Origin of the sequence: Streptosporangium sp. NPDC049078, assembly GCF_040648855.1 — a bacterium.
GTDB lineage: Bacteria > Actinomycetota > Actinomycetes > Streptosporangiales > Streptosporangiaceae > Streptosporangium.
The window spans coordinates 373,158-388,967 of the sequence record NZ_JBEZEL010000001.1 but is presented as its reverse complement, the minus strand read 5'-3'; the positions used below and the strand labels follow the sequence as shown (position 1 = coordinate 388,967).

Genomic DNA, 15,810 nt, shown 5'->3' with positions numbered 1-15,810 from the left:
GGTTTCACGTCCGGGCGTCCGGAGCCGCCGCGTGGGAGCCGCGGGGGAGCCGGAGGAGCCGCCGGGCTGGGCACCCGCCTGACCAGGCCGCGACGAAAGTACGCCGCGATGAGTACACATGAATCCGCCGGGAGGTTGATGCCGGGCCGTCCCGGTCCACCTACGCTGAGGGCGGGGAGCGACCAGGGGGTGATGGCATGCGGATGACGGTGCGAGAGATCGGCTGGGCCGCGCGAGGTGCCTGCGGTACGAGCGATCCCGAGCTGTTCTTCCCGCTGACGCAGTCGGCCGAGCACGAGGCGCGGGCGAAGGCGGTCTGCGAGCGGTGTCCGGTGCTGAATGAGTGCCGGGCCTACGCGCTCCGTGCGGCCGAGCCGGAGGGGATCTGGGGTGGCCTGACGGTGAAGGAACGCCGCGGCCTGCGCTTCCCCGACGGTTGGCGCCAGGCCGCCACGGGCCGGGCCCCCGTCGCGTAGCCTCGAACCGGATTCGTGCCGGATCGGCGGGGATCATCGAAGGCGCGGGGCGGGCCCGAGGTCGCGATCCCCGGCGCGGCCCGGCAGGCGGGGCGCGAGACGACGTCCGAGGGAGTCGTGGGCATGGAACGCGAGCCGGGACGAGCCGCCCGTGCCGGATCCGAGGCGGTGCCCGGCGCTCTGCCGGGCACACTGGCGGGCACCCTGGCAGGCACGGTGGCGGTGCTGGTGGCGGCGAACGTGCTCAACAACCGCCTGGCGCCGAGGCTGGCACCGCTGACCTCGGCCGCGGCCACCGGCGCGCTGGTCGTCATGGCCCGCCGTTCCGGGCTCTCCTGGGCCGAGCTGGGGTTCCACCGGCGTTCGCGGGGCCTGCGGATCGGTGGCGCGCTCGCCTCCGCCGTGGCCGGGGCCTACGCCGCCGGCATCGCCGTGCCGGCCACCCGCAGGTTCTTCCGCGACGAGCGCGCCCTGTCCCTGTCGCGCGCCCGCGCGCTGGAGGAGGCCCTGATCCAGGTGCCGTTCGGCACGGTCCTGCTGGAGGAGGTCGGTTTTCGCGGGGTGACGCACGCCCTCGTCGCCCGCTCGCACGGCCACGGTACGGCGACCGCCGTCTCCTCGGTCCTCTTCGGCCTCTGGCACATCCTGCCCGCCGTCGACATGATGGCCGCCAACCCCGCCCTGAGCCGCCTGGCCACGGGGGAGGCCCTCGGCGCCCCCGGCGCCCCTGGCGTTCCCGGTGTCCCCGACGCCGCGGGCTCCGGTGGCTCCCGTGGCTCCCGTACGGAGGGGACGGGAGGCGAAGGCCCCGGCGTCCCGGTCGTCCGCGCCTCTCGCGCGCGGGGAACGGGAGGCGAGGACGGCTCCGGCGTACCGGCTGTGCCCGCCGGACCGGACGCGCCGGGCGTGCCACGAGGCCCGGAGGGGGCGCCCGCGTGGCAGGTGGCGCGCGTCGTGGCCGGGTCGGTGGTCACGACGGGCCTCGCCGGGGTGCTCTTCACCGAGCTGCGCAGGAGGGGCGGCCTCGCCGCCCCCGCCCTGTTCCACGTCGCGACCAACTCCCTGGGCTACCTGTTCGCCCGCCTCGCCCCGCCGGAGGAGCCGGCCTCGGGCCGCGGACCGCTGCCGAGGTGACCCCGCGCCGGCGGGTCCGGCAGTGCTCTCCCGGTCTCGGCCCCCGGCCGTGCCTTCCCGGCTCTTCCCGGGCCGTGCCCTCCCGGCCTGCGCGCGGGGAGATCAGACGGTGATGACCCGCTGGAAGGCCTCGACGTAGCGACCCTCGCCGAAGCCCGCCTCGGTGGCGATCTGCGAGAAGCGGCCCCGCAGGAAGTCCTCGAAGTCGTCCAGGTGGTCGATCTGGCTGGCGTGGGCGCGCAGGGCGGCGAGCTTGCGGTCGAAGGTGTCGGTGACGTCCACGTAGTGGTCGGGCGTCGGGCCGCCGTTGAGCCAGACCTCGCGGACGGTCCACGCCTCAAGTCCCTCGTCGAGCAGCAGCGAGGGGAAGGTGTACGGGTTGCGCGCGTCGGGATAGACGGCGTCGAGGGTGCAGCCGCCGACCGCCCGGTGGTCGGGGTGGCTGGGGGCGATGAACCGGTGGTTGCGCTCGGGGCTGTGGGTGATCACCAGGTCGGGCCTGACCTGGCGGATGACCCGGGTGATCTCGCACCGCAGCTCCAAGCTCTGCACCACGGTCCCGTCGTGGCGGCCGAGGTAGCGCACGTCGGTCACCCCGACGGCCTTGGCGGCGTTGGACTGCTCGGTCCGGCGCAGCTCGGCCATCCCGGTGTTGTCCAGCTCGCGGTCGAAGCCGCCGGCGTCACCGTCGGTGACCACGCAGTACGTCACCTCGACACCTCGCGCGGTGAACAGCGCCATGGTTCCCGCGGCGGCGAAGTCCACGTCGTCGGGATGCGCGGTGACCGCGAGCACGCGGCTGATCTCGTTTTCCGAAAGCATGGGAGGACCCTTTCGTTTTCCGCGTACCGCTCGGTCGTCACAACCGTGGGCGAGTCCACCCGCATTCCTTGACGACGACTGGACCCGGTTGTCGGTCGGTCGTTCTAACCTAGGGGACGTGTCGATCCCAGCCGCTTCCCTGACCCATCCGTTGCTCGACGGGCTCAATCCTCAGCAGCGCGAGGCCGTCGTGCACCACGGCAGCCCCCTGCTCATCGTCGCGGGTGCGGGTTCCGGCAAGACCCGGGTGCTCACCCACCGCATCGCCTACCTGCTGGGTGAGCGGGGCGTGCAGCCGCAGGAGATCCTGGCGATCACCTTCACCAACAAGGCCGCGAGGGAGATGAAGGACCGGGTCGACCGGCTCATCGGCCCGCGCTCGGCGGCGATGTGGGTGATGACCTTCCACAGCGCGTGCGTGCGGATCCTGCGCCGCGAGGCCAAGCGCCTCGGCTTCCCCTCGGGTTTCTCCATCTACGACCAGGCCGACTCCCAGCGCCTGATGGCGATGGTCTGCCGCGAGATGGACCTCGACCCCAAGCGTTACCCGCCGAGGTCGTTCTCCGCCCAGGTGAGCAACTTCAAGAACGAGCTGATCGACTACGAGACGGCGGCGGCCCAGGCGTCCACCCATCTGGAGCGCAAGCTCGCCGAGGCGTACCGCAACTACCAGCAGAAGCTCACCGAGGCCGGAGCGATGGACTTCGACGACCTCATCATGCTGACGGTGACGCTGTTCCAGATCTTCCCCGACGTGGCCGAACACTACCGGCTCCGCTGGCGCCACATCATGGTCGACGAGTACCAGGACACCAACCACGCCCAATACACCCTGATCCGCGAGATCGCGGGCCGTCCCGAGCCGCGCACCGCCGACGGTGACGTGGTCAGGGAGGGTGGCGAGAGCAGGGTCGCTCCGGCCGAGCTGTGCGTGGTGGGTGACGCCGACCAGTCGATCTACGCCTTCCGCGGTGCGACGATCCGCAACATCCTGGAGTTCGAGCGCGACTACCCGGAGGCGAGGACGATCCTGCTGGAGCAGAACTACCGCTCCACCCAGACGATCCTGTCCGCCGCCAACGCGGTGATCTCGCGCAACGCGAGCCGCAAGCCCAAGAACCTCTGGTCCGACCAGGGCGCCGGGGCGAAGATCATCGGCTATGTCGCCGACAACGAGCACGACGAGGCCATGTTCGTCGCCCAGGAGGTCGACAGGCTCACCGACGACGAGGACGTCGTTCCCGGCCAGGTCGCCGTGTTCTACCGGACCAACGCCGCCTCCCGGGTGTTCGAGGAGATCTTCATCCGGACCGGTCTGCCCTACAAGGTGGTGGGCGGGGTGCGCTTCTACGAGCGCAAGGAGGTCCGCGACCTGCTCGCCTACCTGCGCTTCCTGTCCAACCCGAACGACGTGGTCTCGCTGCGCCGCATCCTCAACGTGCCCAAGCGCGGCATCGGCGAGCGGGCCGAGGCGATGGTCGAGGCGTTCGCGACCAGGGAGCGGATCCCCTACTGGGAGGGGCTGCGCCGGGCGGACGAGGCGCCGGGCATGGCCACCCGCTCGCTCAAGGCCATCGGCGAGTTCGTCGCGCTGATGGACGAGCTCATGGTGAAGGCCGACGACATGACGCCCTCGGAGCTGGCCCAGGAGGTGCTGGTGAGCACCGGTTACCGCCTGGAGCTCACCGCCTCCAACGACCCGCAGGACGAGAGCCGCCTGGAGAACCTGGACGAGATGATCTCGGTCGCCTCCGAGTTCGAGGAGGCGAATCCCGAGGGCACGCTGGTCGAGTTCCTGGAGCAGGTCTCCCTGGTCGCCGACGCCGACCAGATCCCGGCGGCCGACGGCGGTCAGGGCGTGGTGACGTTGATGACGCTGCACACCGCCAAGGGGCTGGAGTTCCCCGTGGTGTTCCTCACCGGCATGGAAGACGGGGTCTTCCCGCACATGCGCTCTCTCGGCGAGCCCAAGGAGCTGGAGGAGGAGCGTCGCCTGGCCTATGTCGGCATCACCAGGGCCGAGCGGCGCCTCTACATCTCCAGGGCGGCCGTCCGTAGTTCCTGGGGCTCACCCGCGTTCAACCCGGCGTCCCGGTTCGTCGCCGAGATCCCGTCCGAGCTGGTCGACTGGCGCAGCGACCCGGAGAAGAGCGCCTGGAGCGCCGCCACCCGCCGCGACTCCCGCCCCGCCCCGGCGAGGAAGCCCGGCGGCAGGCAGATCCCCAACCTCACCCCCGGTGACCGGATCACCCACGACCAGTTCGGTCTGGGCACGGTGGTGTCGGTGGACGGCGTCGCGGAGAAGACCAAGGTCAAGATCGACTTCGGTGGCGGGGGAGAGAAGACCCTGCTGCTGGCGTACGCGCCGCTGGAGAAGCTCTGACCCGCGACCGGCGATCCACGCTGGGCTGACTTACTCCACGGCCCGGAGAGCTCCGTCGCTTCGACCTTCGGGACCCGCGGGTCCGGCACCGGATGACGATGCCGGACGTCGACCGACCGTAATCGAGCGAGAGGTGCCGAGAGCCGGGGTGTCCGGGCGGAGGTGTCCGACGAGTGCCCGGCTGTCGCTCGCCGGGCACTCATCCCGTCCGAGATGCCCTCGGTGATCGCCTCGGACCGGTCTTCGAGTCGCCGATCACCTCGGGCGGCGTGCGGTTCAGCCCTTGAAGATCTCTCCGATGGGGTCCTCCGGCGGGGAGGTGTCACCGATGAGCTCGTCGAACTCGACCACCTGGCCGGCGGGCGGCGCCTTGATCGTGACCTTGGTGCCCCAGCCGGTGTAGCGGGTGTCGTTGACGTAGGACAGCTCGGTGCTGTTGAGGCCCCGGGTCGACTCCGTGTACGACGACACGACCCGGCGGACCAGCTGGTCGGAGCCGACGTAGATCTTCCAGGTCACCGGGAGCGTCGCGGACCTGCCGGTGGGCTTCTTGACCAGCATCGCGCGCACCGCGGGAGAGACCTTGAAGAGCTCGGCCAGTGTGATCGTGCCCGAGTGGACCGTGGTCCGGGTCCCGTCCCACGTCCCGCCGGGACGCTTGGCGGTGGTGCGGGCCAGGGTCGCCCGCAGCGTGGCGGGCTCGACGGTGCTGATGATCTGCTGGACGGCGCTGACCAGGTAGGCCGTGTCGCCGCGAGTGCGCAGCCACTTCTTGCCCTCGGGCATGGACTCGGCGAAGATGCCGCCCGAGGTGTAGGAGACGCCCTTCAGCGAGATCGTCCGCGACGGGGTGAACAGGCCCTTGAGCTCGCCATCCTCTGCGGGCAGGTTGAACTTGGTGGTGAGGTCCGAGGCGACCAGGCCGGTCCTGCCGAACTCCAGCACGCCGCTCCGCCGGGTGAAGATCGCCCGGTGCTTCTTGCCCTCACCGACGACTTTCGTGTTCTCGGTGAGCTTCACGCCCCTGTGGGTCCTGAAGTGGCGCTTCAATGCCGAGACCGGGTCGGCCGCCGAGGCCGTCGCGGCCGGGGTGGTCTTCGCGCTCGCCGGAGTGACGGCGACCAGCGTGGGAGCGATCAGAGCTGCCACGGTGGCGCCGGTGAGGGCGGCGATCATTCGCCTCATCGAGGGGGTCCTCCCGTATGTGTCCTCGCGTCGTCGCTGAGGGCGGAAGAAGATTCTTGCCTATATCCCGAAATATCGGATCAAGAACCGCCGAAGCCGGCGAGTCCCGTGTGACCGAAGAACGCGGAGGGCGCCGACCGCCTGCCGAACCATACCGGGAGCCGAACATGCCGGACAGCCGATCGTCCCAGGCGGTAGGAGGATCCTTCGACGCGCCGGGTCCCGAGCCCGTCGGCTCCCGAGCCCGTCGGCTCCCGAGCACGTCAGGTCTCGCATGTGTCGGATCCCGCGCACATGGAAACGCCGCGAGCCGCGCCCGGCGGGTGAGGCCCACCGGGCGCGGCTCGTGTGGTTCGGGGTGGTCAGCGCGGGACGGTCAACGCGGTGTGATCATCGTGTGGCGACCGGCGAAATGCGATCGGTACGAAGCGATCGGCGTGGTGTGACCGACGCGGCGACCGAAGAAAGACGATCAGCTGGCGCCACTCAGCAGCTGGATGGGGGCGTCGGCCTCCACGCCCTCATCGAGGTCACCGGGCTGGGCGACCTGGTCGGCGGGCGGCGCCTTGACCGTGACCTTGGAGCCCCAACCGGTGTATCGGGTCTCGACCGAGAGGGTCGTCCCTCCCGGGGCGCCCAGGGCGCCGGCGGAGTAGCTGGTGGTCAGTTTCCTCGCGAGCAGGTCGGAACCGAGAACCAGCTTCCACTGCACCACGGTCTTCGACTGCTTGGCGGTCGGGGGAATGAAGATGCCCGCCCGGAACCACGGTGAGACCTTGTAGAGCTCACCGAAGGTGATCTTCCCCGAGTAGGCGGTCGGACGCTTGACCGTGGCGCGCGCGAGCAGGGCCTTGAGCGTCGCGGGTTCGGCCGGGTTGACAAGCTGGCTCAACCGGCCGTTGTTGCCCAGGATGCCGCTGGGAGTCTTCAGCCACGTTTTGTCGTCGGGCAGGAATTGGCCGAAGATTCCGCCGGAGATGTAGGAGGTGTTCTTGACGCGGATCACCCGTTCGGGCGAGGTCAGCCCGGCCAGAACTTTGGCGTCCTCCTCGCTCAGCTCCTCGGAAATCGCCGCGATGTCGCTCGCCTTGAAGCGCAGTTTGGTGGTCTGGTCGGACGCGTTGATTCCGGAGGCGCCGAACTGGAACACCCCCTTTCGCTGGGCCGTGACCGCGCTGCCGTATGAGGCTCGCACCTTCGTGGTGTCGACGTAGGTGACGCCAAGGCCGCTCTTGAACTGCTTCTTCAGCGCACTGACCGGGTCGGCGGCCTGCGCGTGCGCGGTCGATGCCAGCGCCGGAACGCCCAGCATGGCCGTCGCGGCGCACGCCAGACCGGCGATGTATCGCTTCAAAGGAAGATCCTCCTGATTGATCCCTCCACCCCGCTGGGGAGGGGAAACACATTCTTGCGGGGCAAGATCACGAAATGGTAGCGCATTTGGAGGATCGCCTTGAATTAAACGTGCATATTCGGTGCAGAGGCGTCCTCTGGACCTTTGGGGGCCCTACGGAGACACGGGTCTGTTTCCGGTCGACCACGGACGGTCGGTTTCCTTTTTTTCGTGGGTTTTTCGCGGGACCTCGGCCCTCCCGCGCATTCCCGCCGGTTTAACCGGGGCACGGTCGTTCGGGCGGCGGCCGTGGCGCCGTACGAGAAAAAACGATGAAATCGGCGCCGCTGTAATGTGGTTCGCGACGGCCCGCCGACTCCGGCGAGATGTGCCGGTCGCGGTGGCCCGCCGACCCCGGTGAGACGTGGCCGGTTACGCTTCCGACAGTTCCCACGTCGCGAGGGGAGCGCAGACAAGGAGGTCTGGATGGATGCCGTGTCAAGAATCCGCGTCGTCATCGCCAAGCCGGGGCTGGACGGCCACGACAGGGGTGTGAAGATCGTGGCGCGGGCGCTGCGGGACGCCGGGATGGAGGTCGTCTACACCGGCCTGCACCAGACGCCCGAGCAGATCGTGCGCACCGCGATCCAGGAGGACGCCGCGGCGATCGGGCTGTCCATCCTGTCCGGCGCGCACATGACGCTCTTCGCGAAGGTGCTGGAGCTGCTGAAGGAGAACGACGCGAGCGACATCGTCGTGTTCGGCGGCGGGATCATCCCCGAGGACGACATGCCCGCGCTCCAGGAGATGGGCGTCGCACGCGTCTTCACCCCGGGCGCCACCACCCAGGAGATCGTCGACTGGGTGCGCAGCGCGATCCCCTCGCCCGTCTGACATCCCCCTTCGGGCCGGTCTCCCGCCACTCCGACGGATCTCTGACAGGTCGCTCGCCGCTCCGGTGAACGATCTCACGGGGCGGCGGCAGGGCCTGTCGGTTCGGCGCTCACAGCGTTCGAGGCGTACGATCTGGAACCCGGTTACCTGGTCATGTCATCAGGCGGGCTAGGCTTCATTGGCGCAAAACCGTCGGGTCATTGGCGCAAAACCGTCGGGCTCCCCTTGGATCATGGAGTCGGCCCGCTCTCATCTGTACACCAGCCGGACAAGCAAGGACGGACCCTCGTGGACCTGTTCGAACATCAGGCGAAGGAGCTCTTCGCGGAGTACGGCATCCCGGTGCCGCGCGGCGTGGTCGCGCACACCGTGGAGGAGGCACGGGCGGCAGCCGAGGAGCTGACCGGCCGTGTCGTCGTCAAGGCCCAGGTCAAGACCGGTGGTCGCGGCAAGGCCGGTGGCGTGAAGGTCGCCGACGACGCCGCCGACGCCGAGCGGAAGGCCACCGACATCCTCGGCATGGACATCAAGGGCCACACGGTCCACAAGGTCCTGATCGAGGAGGCGAGCGCGATCGCGGAGGAGTACTACTTCTCCTTCCTGCTCGACCGCGCCAACCGTACGTTCCTCGCCATCTGCTCCGCCGCGGGCGGCATGGACATCGAAGAGGTCGCGCACAGCACCCCGGAGAAGGTCGCGAAGATCCCGATCTCCCCCCTGGACGGCGTCGACCGGGCCAAGGCCCGTGAGATCGCCCAGGCCGGCGGGCTGCCGGAGGCCGCGCTCGACGGCTCCGCCGAGCTCATCGAGAAGCTCTGGTGCGCCTTCGTCGACGAGGACGCCTCTCTCGTCGAGGTCAACCCGATGATCCTGTCCGCCGACGGCCAGGTGAAGGCCCTCGACGGCAAGGTCACCCTCGACGACAACGCGGCGTTCCGCCAGACGGACCACGCGGCCTTCGAGGACAAGGCCGCCGAGGACCCGCTGGAGGCCGCGGCCAAGGCCAAGGACCTCAACTACGTCAAGCTCGACGGTTCCGTCGGCATCATCGGCAACGGCGCCGGCCTGGTCATGTCGACCCTGGACGTCGTCGCCTACGCCGGCGAGGCGTTCCCCGGCACGCCCAAGCCCGCCAACTTCCTCGACATCGGCGGCGGCGCCTCGGCCGAGGTGATGGCGGCCGGTCTGGAGATCATCATCTCCGACCCCGCGGTGAAGTCGATTTTCGTCAACGTCTTCGGCGGCATCACCGCCTGTGACGCGGTCGCCAACGGCATCGTCTCGGCCTTCCAACTGCTGGAGGCCCGGGGCGAGAGCGTGAGCCGCCCGCTCGTCGTCCGCCTGGACGGCAACAACGCCGAACTCGGGCGTCAGATTCTCTCCGACGCGAAGCTCCCCGGCGTCGAACTGGTGGACACCATGGACGATGCGGCCAAGCGCGCCGCCGAACTCGCCGCGGTAGGTGCGTAATGGCCATCTGGCTGAACGAGAACAGCAAGATCATCGTCCAGGGCATGACCGGCGGTGAGGGCACCAAGCACACCCGCCGGATGCTCGCCTCGGGCGCCCGCGTCGTCGGCGGCGTCAACGCACGCAAGGCCGGCACCGTCCACGAGGGCCTGCCCGTCTTCGGCACCGTCGCGGAGGCGATCAAGGAGACCGGCGCCGACGTGTCGGTCGTCTTCGTGCCCCCGGCGTTCACCAAGGACGCCGTCAAGGAGGCGATCGACGCCGAGATCCCGCTCTGCGTGGTCATCACCGAGGGCGTCCCGATCCACGACACCACCGAGTTCTGGGCGTACGCGGTCGCCAAGGGCGGCAAGACCCGGATCATCGGGCCCAACTGCCCCGGCATCGCCTCGCCCGGCGCCTCGAACGCGGGGATCATCCCGGCCGACATCACCAGCGCGGGCCGCATCGGCCTGGTCTCGAAGTCGGGCACGCTGACGTACCAGCTCATGTACGAGCTGCGCGACATCGGGTTCTCCACCGCGGTCGGCATCGGCGGTGACCCGGTCATCGGCACCACGCACATCGACGCCCTGCAGGCGTTCCAGGACGACCCGGGCACCGAGGCGATCGTGATGATCGGCGAGATCGGCGGCGACGCCGAGGAGCGCGCGGCCGCCTACATCGAGCAGCACGTCACCAAGCCGGTCGTCGCCTACGTGGCGGGCTTCACCGCCCCCGAGGGCAAGACCATGGGCCACGCGGGCGCGATCGTGTCCGGCTCGGCCGGCACCGCCCAGGCGAAGAAGGACGCGCTGGAGAAGGTCGGCGTCCGCGTCGGCAGGACCCCGAGCGAGACCGCCCGCCTGATGCGCGAGGTCGTCAAGTCGCTCTGACGCACGGCTCCGGGGCCACGGCCCCGCCCACTTTCAAAGGGCGTCCGGCATCTCGCCGGGCGCCCTTCGCCATGCGGTTTCCGTGTCGGCGTCACCCGGATACCACAGGGAGATCCCGTGACGCGGTGCGCGACACGCGGGCGAGGGAGTCCCTTCCGCACCGAAGATCCTGAGAGCATCGACTACTGTGACGGCCCTTTTCGATCAGCTACGGACGGCTCCCCGTAACGTCCTCAGCCGTATCCCCCTGCCCGGCCTCACGGGTGACGACGACGACGCCCGTCGGCCGCTTCCCGTCTCCGGAATGCTCGCCGCCGCGTGGACCCTCGGCGTGGGGCTGGCGGTGCTCACCACGCTCACCCTGGTCGGCTGGATCGCCGCTCCCCGCGGCGCGCTCGGCGCGGGACTGCCCGCGGTGTTCCGCACCGCGTCGCAGCTCTGGCTCGCCGCGCACCACGCGGGCTTCGCGATCCCCGGCGGCTCGGTGGGCCTGCTTCCGCTCGGGCTGACGATCCTGCCCGCCTTCCTGCTGTACCGCGCCGGGATGTGGATGGCCCGCGACGCGGATCTGCGGCTCCGGCTGCCCGCCAGGCTGCCCAAGAACACCCCGAAGGAGGTGTCCAACGCCCGCCGCAGGGCGCAGCTGGTCCTGATCGCGCAGGCGGGCATCTCGCTGGCGGCGCCGTACGCGCTGCTGGCCGGGCTGATCGCGCTGGTCACCAGGAACGAGATCACCCAGCCCTTCCTCGGCGACGTGCTGGCCAGCCATCTGGTGCTGGCCTTCCTCGCGGGCTCGGTGGCCGTCGCCAGGACGATCGGCCCCTGGCGTTCGATGCTGCGCCTGCTGCCCGAGCGGCTGCGCTCGGTCGTGGCCGGGACGTCCGCCGCGCTGGGGATCATGCTCGTCGCGGGCGCCGTCATGGTGGCCGGGGCCGTCGTGGTCAACTTCGGGCAGGTGCGGGAACTCTCCGGGATCCTGGCGCCGGGGTTCGTCGGAGGTGCGCTGCTCCTGCTGGTGCAGGGGCTCTACCTGCTCAACGCCGTCATCTGGGGCCTCGCCTACATCGCGGGTCCGGGGTTCGCGGTCGGCACCGGCACGCTGGTCGCGCCGACGGGCGTGCAGCTCGGCACGGTCCCGAGCCTGCCGATCCTGGGCGCGCTGCCCGAGGCGGGCCCGACGCCGGCCTGGGTGATGATCGTGATCGCGGTGCCTTTCCTCGCCGGGGCCGTGGCGGGTGTCCTGGTCGTCCGGATCTCGCCCTCCCCCTCGTACGAGGGGGCGCCGCTGTGGGGATTCGCCTGCGGGCTCGCGACCGGGACGGTGGCGGGCCTGCTCGCCGCGCTCTCCGGCGGCTCGCTCGGCGGTTCGCGGCTGGCCGCGCTGGGTCCCTCGGGCTGGGAGGTGATGGTCTCGGTGACCCTGGAGGTGGGCGTCGCGGCCGGGATCGCCGCGGGACTGGCCAACTGGTGGTTGATCTTCCGCGGGCACAACACGGCCGTCACCAAGGCGGCGGCCAAGGTCGGCACCGCCACCGCACCGGTGCGCAAGGCGGGTGCCAAGATCGCCAAGGCGGCGGCCTCGGCGGCGGGAAAGGTCGGCTTCGCCGAGCCGGAGGAACTCCAGAAACTCCCCGGCTACTGGCTGGACGCCACGGAGTGCGACACCCAGCCGATCCCGGTCATCAGGGACGACTGGGAGGACGAGCACGCCTCGGCCGCGGCGGAGAACCCGCAGAAGGCCCGCCGCCCCGACCCGCCGCGCCCGCCCCGGCGCGACATCGTCGACGAGAGCGACGACAAGGGCGGCCACGTCATCTACGTCGACCCCTACGCCTGGGACCGCGACTGAGACTCCGCGCAGGTCCGGGCCGAGCGATCGATCCAAGCCGGTGAAGCTCTGTGCCGGTCGGAGCCGGGCGATGAGAGCCGAGCAGGTCCGAGCCGGTCAGGGAGGCGCCGGGAGAAGCCTCGCGCCGAACAGGGGCCGACGGATCCAAGCCGGTCAGAGTCGCGTCGGGTGAAGTCCCGTGCCGGTCAGGACCGGGCGATGAGAGCCGCGCCGGTCAGGGAGGGAAGGGGAAGCGCACCTGGCCGGGCTCCAGGAAGGGCAGCTTCTTCTCCATCGCCCGTTCGAGCTGCTCCACGCACTGGTTCTGCGCCGCCACGGTGCCCGCGCCCCTGCCGCACTCGGTGTAGGCGGCCAGCTCGTCACCGAAGTAGAACTGCAGCGACGTCACCGCGATCGAGATCAGCAACGCCGTGGCCGACAGCACGACGCCCACCACGGCGGTGCCCGCCGGCTTGGGGATGGCGCGGAGCGTCCCGATCGCGCGGATCGAGGTGGCGAGGGCGAAGATCGCCATGACGATCCCCGCGAGGGGGAGCAGCAGCGTCATCACCGCCGCGGCGACCGCGAGCCACAGCGCCCTGCGACCGGCGCTCTCAGCGGGCCGGACCTCGACCGGTGGTGTCACCTGACCTCCTTGCATCGTTCGTACGGACAGGCCGATACCCTTGCAGCGGCGTGAGTCCCCGTCCGAATGGAGTGCGTCGGTGTCATCCCAGGCCGTTCGGCTTGTGGTTCTCGTGTCCGGTTCTGGAACCAACCTACAGGCCCTGCTGGACGCTGTGGCAGACGAGACCTACGGTGCCCGGATCGTGGCCGTGGGCGCCGATCGCGGCGGTATCGAGGGGTTGACCCGTGCGGAGCGCGCGGGGGTGCCGACCTTCGTGGAGAGGCTGGCCGATCACCCCACCCGCGAGGAGTGGGACGGCAGGCTCGCCGCCCGGATCGCCGAGTACCGGCCGGACCTCGTGGTCTGCGCGGGGTTCATGAAGATCCTCGGCGCGCCGACGCTGAACGCCTTCCCGGTCCTCAACACCCATCCCGCCCTGCTGCCCTCCTTCCCCGGCGCGCACGGCGTCCGTGACGCGCTCTCGTACGGCGTGCGCGTCACCGGCTGCACCGTGATGCTCGCCGACGCGGGCGTCGACACCGGGCCGATCATCGCTCAGGAGGCCGTGCCCGTGCTGGACGGCGACGACGAGCCGACCCTGCACGAGCGCATCAAGACCGTCGAGCGTCATCTGCTCGTCGACACCGTCGGCCGGATGGCCCGCGAGGGCTGGACCGTCACCGGCAGGATTGTTCGATTCGGACGACCCGGCGGATGAGCCGGGTTCCCGGGGGAAACCCGGAACCAACCAGGAGGAGCACGAAGTGACCCGCATCGCCATCCGGCGCGCGTTGATCGCGGTGTACGACAAGAGCGGGCTGGAGGAGCTGGCCCGTGGGCTCGACGCCGCGGGTGTGGAGATCGTCTCCACCGGGGGCACCGCCGCGAAGATCGCCTCCTTCGGCGTCCCCGTCACTCCTGTCGAGTCGCTGACCGGCTTCCCCGAGTGCCTCGACGGCCGGGTCAAGACGCTGCACCCGCGCGTGCACGCCGGGCTGCTCGCCGACAGCGGCAACCCGTCCCACACCAAGCAGCTCGAAGAGCTGGAGATCGAGCCGTTCGAGCTGGTGGTGGTGAACCTCTACCCGTTCCAGGAGACCGTGGCCTCGGGCGCCTCCGACGCCGAGTGCGTGGAGCAGATCGACATCGGCGGCCCCGCGATGATCCGGGCCGGGGCGAAGAACCACGGCACCGCCGCGGTGGTCGTCGACCCCGCCTCGTACGGCGAGGTGCTGGCCGCGATCGCGGACGGGGGTTTCACCCTCGCCGAGCGCCGCCGCCTGGCCGCCGCCGCGTACGCCCACACCGCCGCCTACGACACCGCGGTGGCCTCCTGGTTCGCGAGCGTCTACGCCGCCGAGGAGGGCGCGTGGCCGCGTTACATGGGCGCGGCCTGGGAGCTGCGGTCGTCGCTGCGCTACGGCGAGAACCCGCACCAGGGCGCCGCCCTGTACTCGGGGCAGAAGGACGGCCTGGCCAACGCCGAGCAGCTGCACGGCAAGGAGATGTCCTACAACAACTACCTCGACGCCGACGCCGCGTGGCGGGCCGCGTGGGACTTCGACGCGCCCGCCGTGGCGATCATCAAGCACCAGAACCCGTGCGGCATCGCGATCGGCGCGGACGTCGCCGAGGCGCACCGCAAGGCCCACGCCTGCGACCCCGTCTCGGCGTACGGCGGGGTGATCGCGGTCAACGCGGAGGTGACCGGGGAGCTGGCCCGGCAGATCGCCGAGGTGTTCACCGAGGTCGTGGTGGCGCCCTCCTTCACGGCGGAGGCGCTGGAGGTGCTCACCGCCAAGAAGAACATCCGGCTGCTGTCCTGCCCCGCGGGGCCGTCCAACCCGGCGGAGTTCCGCCGGATCGACGGTGGCCTGCTGGTGCAGACCGCCGACCGGGTCGACGCCCCGGGCGACGATCCGTCCAACTGGGAGCTGAAGGCCGGACCCGCCGCCTCCGCGGAGGTGCTCGCCGACCTCGCCTTCGCCTGGCGGGCGTGCCGCTCGGTGAAGTCCAACGCGATCCTGCTCGCCTCGGACGGCGCGTCGGTGGGTGTCGGCATGGGTCAGGTCAACCGGGTCGACTCGGCGCGGCTCGCGGTCTCCCGGGCGGGCGAGCGAGCCTCAGGTGCCACCGCGGCCTCCGACGCGTTCTTCCCCTTCCCCGACGGTCTGCAGATCCTCATCGACGCGGGTGTGAAGGCGGTCGTGGAACCGGGCGGTTCGATCAGGGACGAGGAGGTCGTCGCGGCCGCCGAGGCGGCCGGGGTGACCCTCTACTTCACCGGAACCCGCCACTTCTTCCACTGACCCGCTCCCGCTGCGCGGCCGTCGCGACGACTGTGGCGGCTGCGCACAGGAGATAGGAAAGTGGCGGATTAGACAGGACCACCTGGATGAAAAAGCTTTGACCTGCGGTTAGTCTGAAGCATCCCTTTCGTCACAGTCGTGGAGCCTCCTCATGCCATTGCTCGACCACGCCCTGTACGCCTTTGTGATCATGCATGGTGTCTGGATCAGCCCCTGGATGATGATCATTCTCGCGCTCGGCGCGGCCTACCTCAGTGGGCGGGCGATGGAGTGGATCCCCTTCACCCGCAGGATCATCGAGCGCAAGGAGGCGAGGGAGGCGGAGCGCGGCTGACCCCGCGATCTCGGGCCCTTCTCCCTCGGGGACGCGGAGCAGGCCCGGCGACGCCTGACGGTCATGGCGTCGCCTGGCAGCACGGGCGGTGCCTGACGGTACGGGCGTCGCCTGACAGCACGGGCGACACCGAATGTCT

General features: G+C 70.3%; 14 protein-coding genes. 10 read left to right on the top strand and 4 right to left on the bottom strand.

All coding sequences use genetic code 11. The features are described from left to right. Window positions 1-197: 197 nt before the first annotated feature. Together AB0B90_RS01600 and AB0B90_RS01595 are read left to right on the top strand one after the other, a co-directional pair. On the top strand, window positions 198-476 hold the full coding sequence (locus AB0B90_RS01600) for a WhiB family transcriptional regulator (protein ID WP_350943412.1): 279 nt from the start codon (window positions 198-200) through the stop codon (window positions 474-476). 123 nt (window positions 477-599) lie between these two features. After that, entirely contained in the window at window positions 600-1,610 is a 1,011-nt protein-coding gene (locus AB0B90_RS01595) for a CPBP family intramembrane glutamic endopeptidase (protein WP_362920222.1), read from the top strand. Between the two features lie 102 nt (window positions 1,611-1,712). Here AB0B90_RS01595 and AB0B90_RS01590 read toward each other — a convergent pair whose 3' ends face one another. Beyond that, window positions 1,713-2,432: a PIG-L deacetylase family protein gene (locus AB0B90_RS01590; protein WP_350943416.1), complete on the bottom strand. Its 720-nt coding sequence runs from the start codon at window positions 2,430-2,432 to the stop codon at window positions 1,713-1,715. A gap of 118 nt (window positions 2,433-2,550) precedes the next feature. Here AB0B90_RS01590 and pcrA point away from each other — a divergent pair, with 118 nt between their 5' ends. Next, window positions 2,551-4,815 carry a DNA helicase PcrA gene (gene pcrA / locus AB0B90_RS01585; protein ID WP_350943417.1) on the top strand — a complete coding sequence of 755 codons (2,265 nt, stop codon included), beginning with the start codon at window positions 2,551-2,553 and terminating at the stop codon, window positions 4,813-4,815. 276 nt (window positions 4,816-5,091) lie between these two features. Here the strand turns inward: pcrA and AB0B90_RS01580 are convergent, their stop codons facing one another. Together AB0B90_RS01580 and AB0B90_RS01575 are read right to left on the bottom strand one after the other, a co-directional pair. Next, window positions 5,092-6,000: a hypothetical protein gene (locus AB0B90_RS01580; protein ID WP_350943419.1), complete on the bottom strand. Its 909-nt coding sequence runs from the start codon at window positions 5,998-6,000 to the stop codon at window positions 5,092-5,094. 472 nt (window positions 6,001-6,472) lie between these two features. Then, entirely contained in the window at window positions 6,473-7,354 is an 882-nt protein-coding gene (locus AB0B90_RS01575) for a hypothetical protein (RefSeq protein WP_350943420.1), read from the bottom strand. A gap of 465 nt (window positions 7,355-7,819) precedes the next feature. Between AB0B90_RS01575 and AB0B90_RS01570 the strand changes: the two genes are divergently transcribed. The 4 genes from AB0B90_RS01570 (at window position 7,820) to AB0B90_RS01555 (ending at window position 12,421) form a co-directional block, all read left to right on the top strand. Then, on the top strand, window positions 7,820-8,227 hold the full coding sequence (locus AB0B90_RS01570) for a cobalamin B12-binding domain-containing protein (protein WP_350943422.1): 408 nt from the start codon (window positions 7,820-7,822) through the stop codon (window positions 8,225-8,227). A gap of 288 nt (window positions 8,228-8,515) precedes the next feature. Beyond that, on the top strand, window positions 8,516-9,697 hold the full coding sequence (gene sucC, locus AB0B90_RS01565; RefSeq protein ID WP_350943424.1) for an ADP-forming succinate--CoA ligase subunit beta: 1,182 nt from the start codon (window positions 8,516-8,518) through the stop codon (window positions 9,695-9,697). After that, on the top strand, window positions 9,697-10,572 hold the full coding sequence (gene sucD, locus AB0B90_RS01560; protein ID WP_350943426.1) for a succinate--CoA ligase subunit alpha: 876 nt from the start codon (window positions 9,697-9,699) through the stop codon (window positions 10,570-10,572). Before sucC ends, sucD begins: the two co-directional genes overlap by 1 nt. Before the next feature lie 187 nt (window positions 10,573-10,759). Further along, a complete protein-coding gene (locus AB0B90_RS01555; protein WP_350943428.1) occupies window positions 10,760-12,421 on the top strand; it encodes a DUF6350 family protein in 1,662 nt (553 codons plus the stop codon). Between the two features lie 214 nt (window positions 12,422-12,635). Here AB0B90_RS01555 and AB0B90_RS01550 read toward each other — a convergent pair whose 3' ends face one another. Next, on the bottom strand, window positions 12,636-13,046 hold the full coding sequence (locus AB0B90_RS01550; RefSeq protein WP_362920219.1) for a hypothetical protein: 411 nt from the start codon (window positions 13,044-13,046) through the stop codon (window positions 12,636-12,638). 79 nt (window positions 13,047-13,125) lie between these two features. Between AB0B90_RS01550 and purN the strand changes: the two genes are divergently transcribed. The 3 genes from purN (at window position 13,126) to AB0B90_RS01535 (ending at window position 15,671) form a co-directional block, all read left to right on the top strand. Then, the gene (gene purN, locus AB0B90_RS01545; RefSeq protein WP_350943431.1) at window positions 13,126-13,746 is read left to right on the top strand and encodes a phosphoribosylglycinamide formyltransferase; all 621 of its coding nucleotides are present in this window, start codon (window positions 13,126-13,128) and stop codon (window positions 13,744-13,746) included. 46 nt (window positions 13,747-13,792) lie between these two features. Then, window positions 13,793-15,337: a bifunctional phosphoribosylaminoimidazolecarboxamide formyltransferase/IMP cyclohydrolase gene (gene purH, locus AB0B90_RS01540; protein ID WP_362920217.1), complete on the top strand. Its 1,545-nt coding sequence runs from the start codon at window positions 13,793-13,795 to the stop codon at window positions 15,335-15,337. A 151-nt stretch (window positions 15,338-15,488) separates the two neighbouring features. Beyond that, a complete protein-coding gene (locus AB0B90_RS01535; protein ID WP_350943434.1) occupies window positions 15,489-15,671 on the top strand; it encodes a hypothetical protein in 183 nt (60 codons plus the stop codon). The last annotated feature ends 139 nt before the right edge of the window (window positions 15,672-15,810 follow it).